This is a genomic window from Kitasatospora sp. NPDC056138, assembly GCF_042264695.1.
In the GTDB taxonomy this organism is placed as follows: Bacteria; Actinomycetota; Actinomycetes; order Streptomycetales; family Streptomycetaceae; genus Kitasatospora.
Genome location: NZ_JBHJVK010000024.1, coordinates 105,839 through 110,885, shown reverse-complemented (window position 1 = coordinate 110,885; position 5,047 = coordinate 105,839). Strand labels below are relative to the sequence as shown.

Below are 5,047 nucleotides of genomic sequence, written 5' to 3'. Positions count from 1 at the left end.
GCGACACCCCGGGGGTGTTGTCCACGAAATTGGTGATCAGCCAGTTCAGGTTCTGTGCGGCCTGGCTCATCTGACTCAACTCAACGCTCCTGGTGATCTGGGCCGAACTCGCCGAAGCCCCCGTTGCCCCGAGGGGCGTCGAAGCCGTCGAACCGCTGCGGACGGGTGGGTCGCCGACCCTGGGAGTCGGCGCCACCGGGGTTGCCTCCGGGCGCACCCGCGCCCGGAGCGCCGGGGATCGGCGTACCGGCTGCCGGTGTCGTCCCGGTGCCCGCGCCGGCCTGACGGCCCTGCTGGATACCGCGACGCAGGTTGGTGAGCCGGCCGCGGACCTCCTCGGGTGCCCGGGAGACCTGCGGGCCGGTCAGCGGCGCCGACTCGGCGGTGCCGGAGACCAGGTTGGCCTGCGGCGTGCGCCGGGGCAGACCCGAGAGCGTCATGCCGCTGGTCGAGGGCTGGCGGACCTGCTCGGCGCGGCGCCAGCGCTCGTCGTTCGCGGACGGGCGCCACGGGGCGTCCGAGGGCTGGCCGGACTGGCCCGTCTGACCGGGCATCTGGCCTGTCTGACCGGGCATCTGGCCCATCTGACCGGGCTGGCCCGGCTGGCCCGCAGCCGGACCGGGGCGGCCGGGCTGCGGGGCGAACGGGTCCTGCGCGGCCGGGCGCCGGCGCTCCTGCTCGGGACGCTGCTGCGGCGGCTGCTGGGGCTGCTGCTGCGGAGCCCGGCCCTGGGGAGCCTGCGGCCGCTGCTGCTGCTGGGGCTGCTGGGCTTGCTGCTGCGGGGCCTGGTCCGCGGGGACGCCCGGCGCGGAGGTGCCGGGACGCTGCGGCTGGTAGGTCGGGCGCGGCCGGCCCTGCGGCCCGCCCACGGGCTGCTGCTGGAACGGCGAGCCGTCCCCGGTGCCGCCCTGGGGGCCCTCGATACCCGGGCCGGTCGGCAGCGCCATCGGCTGCTGGCGCTGCGGGACCGGCCGCTCCTGGCCGGCCGCCGGCAGACCCGGCTGCGGCGGCTGGATGGCCGGAGCCTGCGACTGCCCGGGGAGCTGCTGGAAGGGCGGCTGCGGAGCCGAAGGCGCCTGCGGGGCGGCCGGGTTGGGCACGCTGGGCAGGACCGGCTCGACCAGGCCGAGACCCAGCGGGTCACGCGGGTCGATCTGGCTGGCCTCGAAGCGGGGCCGGGCGAACTGGGCCGTGGTCTCGGCCGGAGCCTGGCCCGGTGCCGGTGCCGGTGCCGGTGCCGGTGCCGAAGCCTGCGGCGCCTGCGGCTGCGGGGCGACCTGCGGGCCCTGCTGGGCCGGACCGGCCTGCTGCTGCTGGGCCTGCTGGGCCTGCTGGGGCTGCGCGGGGCCGCCCTGCGGACGACGGGTGGGCAGCTCCTGGCCGGGACGGCCCTGCTCGCCCCGGGCCGGACGGCCGGGGAGGCGGTTGTCCGCGGGCTGCTCGGCCCGACCGTGCTGCGGCTGCTCGGGGTTGGGGCGCGGACGCTCCTGCGCGGGGCCCGGACGTCCGGCACCGGGCTGACCCTCGCCACCACGGCGCGGCAGACCGCCGCCGGGGCCGCCGGGCGCACCGGAGGCACCCGGGGTACGGCGGGGCGGCTGGCCGGCCGCCGGGTTCTCACGGAGCGACTGACCGACCGAACGGGTCGGCAGGCCGCCACCGGGGCCACCGGTCTGGGCCGGCTTGGGGTCGCGGGTGGGCAGGCCGTTCGGCGCGCCCGCCGGGCCGCCGCCCGGCTGCCCGGGGTTGGGCCGGCCGGGGTTGGGCTGTCCGCCGCCCGGCTGCCCGCCGTTGGGGCCGCCGGGCAGGGTGGCCTTGGGGTCGCGGGTGGGCAGGCCGTTCGGGCCGCCGAGCGGAGCGCCACCGGGTGCACCGGGTGCACCCGGGCGGCCACCGGCCTGCGGGCCCTGGCCGAGCTGCGGACGGCCGGTCGGCGCACCGCCGGACGGGCCCTGGCCGAGCGCGGCGGCCTGGCGGCCGGATAGCGCCTCGGCGGCACCGGCACGGCCCTGACGCGGCGCCGGTCCGACCCCGCGCTGCTGCTTGGCCTGCGCGGTGCCGGGACGGCCGCCGGGGCGGTCGCCCGTGTTGGTGACGTCGATGGGGAGCATGACGAGCGCGGTGGTGCCACCGGAGTCGCTGGGGCGCAGCTGGATCCGGATGCCGTGTCGCAGGGAAAGGCGGCCGACCACGAAGAGGCCCATGCGGCGGGAGACGGAGACGTCGACGGTCGGCGGGCTGGCCAGACGCTCGTTGATATCGGCGAGGTCGTCGGGGGAGAGGCCGATACCGGTGTCGTGGATCTCGACCAGCACCCGGCCGTCCGGCAGCGCGTGACCGGTGACCCGGACGCGGGTCTGCGGGCTGGAGAACGAGGTGGCGTTCTCCAGCAGCTCGGCGAGCAGGTGGACGAGGTCGTTGACGACGCGGCCGGCGACCTCGGCCGAGGGGACGGCGGCGAGTTCGATGCGCTCGTACTGCTCCACCTCGGAGGCGGCGGCGCGGAGCACGTCGACCAGCGGGACGGGCCGGGTCCAGCGGCGGCCCGGGTCCTCACCGGCGAGGACGAGCAGGTTTTCGCCGTTGCGGCGCATACGGGTCGCGAGGTGGTCCAGCTTGAAGAGGCTGGCGAGCTGGTCCGGGTCGGCCTCGCGGCTCTCCAGTTCGGAGATCAGCGAGAGCTGACGCTGGATCAGGCCCTGGCTGCGGCGCGAGAGGTTGGTGAACATCGCGTTGATGTTGCCTCGCAGCAGGGCCTGCTCGGCGGCCAGACGGACGGCCTCGCTGTGCACCATGTCGAAGGCGTGCGCCACGTGGCCGATCTCGTCGGCGGAGTCGACGCCGACGGGGGCGATGGAGATGTCGACGTCCTGCGGGTCGCTCTCGGAGAGCGTCTTGACCAGCTCGGGCAGTCGCCGCTCGGCGACGTCCTCGGCGGCGGACTGCAGACGGGTCAGCGAGCGCACCATCGAGCGGGCCACGATGGCGGCACCGGCGATGGAGACGATGAGGACGAGGGCGATCAGCGCGCTGTTGATCAGGGTCTCGGTGTCGGCGTCGTCCTGGAGCTGCTGGGCCTTGCCGTCGAGGACGTCGAGCAGCGAGGACTCGATCTTCTGCTCGGCGGTGATCTTCGCGGTGGCGCTGTCGTACCAGTCCTTGTAGGTACGGGTGTCGCCCTGCTTGATGCCGTTGGTGTTGAGGACGGCCTTGGTGTACCGCTCGGCCTCCGCGATCACCTGGTTGTAGGTGAGCGGGGCGCGCAGCGCGGTGGCCGCGGCGTCGCCGTAGATGGCGGTGAAGTTGGTGTTGGCGTTGTCCTCGGCGGTCTGCAGCCGGATGCCGAAGGTCTCGTCCGAGGTGCTCAGGTCCTGGCCGCCGGGTCGGGCGAGCGCGGCGCTGATCAGCGCGCGCTGCATCGAGGCGGCCTCCTTGGCCAGCGAGAACTGCTGCAGGGCGCGGGTGACCTTGACCAGCTCGGTGCTGTTCGAGGCGATCGCGATGTCCTGGGTGATGCTCAGCAGGTCCTTGATGATCACGTCGTAGTTGGTGATCGTGGCCTGGATGTTGTCCCAGTTGGTGTAGGCGGTGCTGCGGGCCTCGGAGAGCTGGTTGAGGTCCTTGCGGACCTGGAGCAGCAGTGCCTTGCCGCCGGCGAGGTCCAGGTTGTCGAAGTTGTCGGCGCTGGTTGCGAACGCCTTGCTCAGGGTGTCCGTGGTCTTGCGGGCGTTGATGACCTCGGGGTCCTGCTGGTTGTTGTTGGTCGTCAGCGGCCCGGCGCTGATGTCGCGCTCGGTCTGCAGCGCGTTCGCCAGCGCGGTGGCCTTCTGGGCCAGGTCCGAGAGGCTGGTCATCTGCGACAGCTGCTTGGAGTTCTGCACCGAGGACTGGACACGCAGACCACCGAGGACGATGGAGACGACCACGGGGAGCAGCAGCAGGGCGATCAGGCGGGTACGGATTCGCCAGTTGCGCATGGCGAACCGGCTGATACCGGTGGCGCGGCGGCGGTTCAGGGTTCCGCGCAGGCGGGAACGGCGCTTCTCGGTGGCTTCTTCGCCCTCCGGAGCGCCGTTGCTGGAGCCCGTCTGTTCGGGCTCGGTGCCGCCACTGACGGCCTGGTCACCTGGAGCGGTGATCGGTGCTGCCTGGTGGGGGCCTGCCACGGGCTCGCGCGACTCCGGGTCACCCGCGGCGCCGCTGCCCCTCTTGAAACGTCCCTGCACTGGCGTCGCAACCTCTGGACCGGGCGTCCCTCTCCGCTGCCGCGGATGGAACGGTGTCGAGTTTTTCCGTCGCATTCCAGCACAGCGGGAGAAGTCCAACAAGGGGCGTTACCTGCCGGTGTCCTGAGCTACCCAGTGCACTCACACTTTCACGGACTGTGCGGTAACCCTGCCCGAATACGGCCTTTTTCGGACACTCGCCGGATACATGCCAACTTGGCCGTGGATCGACAAGAGTCGCAGACGTTCTCTTCTGTCCGGAATGCCGCAATTGTCTGGCCGATCGGCGGGTGTGAAATGTCCGGGATGTGTATTCTGTTCTCGAATTTGTGAGCAAAGTCACAGCCGAATGTATAGCCTTGATCACGGCGCCTGTGGAAAGAGATCCCTACTCTGGCTGTGCGGTGCAGCGCGCGTTCGTCAGCCTGCCCGGAATCACGCAGGCCGACTCCTCGGGTCGGCCCCGAACCCCAAGGTGTGACGCGATGTCCCAGCCGGCGAAGAAGGCCGCCACCAAGTCCACGCTCGTCAGCCGCCCCACGGCGAACCCGCGTCGGACCACGCTGGCCTCCATCGAGGACTTCAGCCAGCTGCCCGGTGCCCGCGGCGTGCAGGAGCCGATCGAGTACGCGGCCGAGCTGCCCACCAGCACCGCCAACCCGCGCCGGACCATCCTGATGGTCGCTCCGGCGCCGCGTACGCCGCTGGACTGACAGCGGACCGTCCGGAACGGGGGCGGGCCCCCCCCCGCGGGGGCGGGGGGGCCGCGGCGGGGGCGTGGGGGCGGAGCCGGCGCCCGCCCCCGCCCCGGGGCCCGCCGC

2 protein-coding genes and 1 pseudogene are annotated in these 5,047 nt (G+C 73.3%); 1 reads left to right on the top strand and 2 read right to left on the bottom strand.

Annotated features, from left to right (window positions below):
- Together ACFC1R_RS17460 and ACFC1R_RS17455 are read right to left on the bottom strand one after the other, a co-directional pair.
- Positions 1-70, bottom strand: a pseudogene (locus tag ACFC1R_RS17460) (roadblock/LC7 domain-containing protein); the annotation flags it as partial.
- A gap of 10 nt (positions 71-80) precedes the next feature.
- Positions 81-4,166, bottom strand: coding sequence for a nitrate- and nitrite sensing domain-containing protein (locus ACFC1R_RS17455; RefSeq protein WP_375939380.1), 4,086 nt, complete (start codon positions 4,164-4,166; stop codon positions 81-83).
- A gap of 545 nt (positions 4,167-4,711) precedes the next feature.
- Between ACFC1R_RS17455 and ACFC1R_RS17450 the strand changes: the two genes are divergently transcribed.
- Positions 4,712-4,939: a hypothetical protein gene (locus ACFC1R_RS17450; RefSeq protein WP_375939378.1), complete on the top strand. Its 228-nt coding sequence runs from the start codon at positions 4,712-4,714 to the stop codon at positions 4,937-4,939.
- Positions 4,940-5,047 lie beyond the last annotated feature (108 nt).

Bases quoted from the DNA above. Each gene is read 5' to 3' on its own strand.
- ACFC1R_RS17450 (WP_375939378.1), top strand. From the start codon at position 4,712: ATGTCCCAGCCGGCGAAGAAGGCCGCCACCAAGTCCACGCTCGTCAGC.